The sequence below is a fragment of the Halomonas sp. DP4Y7-1 genome, assembly GCF_019800705.1.
In the GTDB taxonomy this organism is placed as follows: Bacteria; Pseudomonadota; Gammaproteobacteria; order Pseudomonadales; family Halomonadaceae; genus Halomonas; species Halomonas litopenaei_A.
In genome coordinates, this window is record NZ_JAHVKS010000039.1 from 1 (window position 1) to 503 (window position 503).

At 50.7% G+C, this 503-nt stretch carries 1 protein-coding gene; it reads left to right on the forward strand.

What is annotated here, in order from left to right:
- Positions 1–18: 18 nt before the first annotated feature.
- Positions 19–503 (forward strand): hypothetical protein (locus KUV72_RS19750; RefSeq protein ID WP_222239524.1); only part of this gene is annotated, 485 nt, incomplete at its 3' end.

The following is a 503-nucleotide window of genomic DNA, read 5'->3' on the forward strand; positions in this document are numbered from 1 at the left end:
GCGGCACCTGGACTCAGCATGCTACAGTTCGAAAAACAAGCCATCATCCGGCAACTGCACATGCTCAAGAACCTAGAAGCGACGATCAATGTTCAGCTGGTTGATTTTGATACAGGAGCCCGCCAAAAAACCTTCATGAACTTCAATTCCTCCAACATGAGCAGTGCCCTATATTTTCTCAATGCGTCGACAGCGAAGGGAGGCACTAACATTGACCGTGGTCTACAGTTGGCCACGAACTACTACAAGAAGGTGACCGCGGCCAACAATTTTGAGAACGTGAGCTTCTTGTTCAGCGACGGCGGCCCTACCCTGTTCATGCGTAATGACGGACGCGTCGGTTTCGCTTTTCAAGATCAGCCGGGCCATAGTGTACCGATGAAAAATACCGTCGGACAGTTCAAGGCACTATCTCAGCTTACCGACGTTCATGCCATTGCGCTTCGCCCTGGGACAAAAGAGGGCACCAAGGGCAATCACTATATGGACTACTTGGACAACAC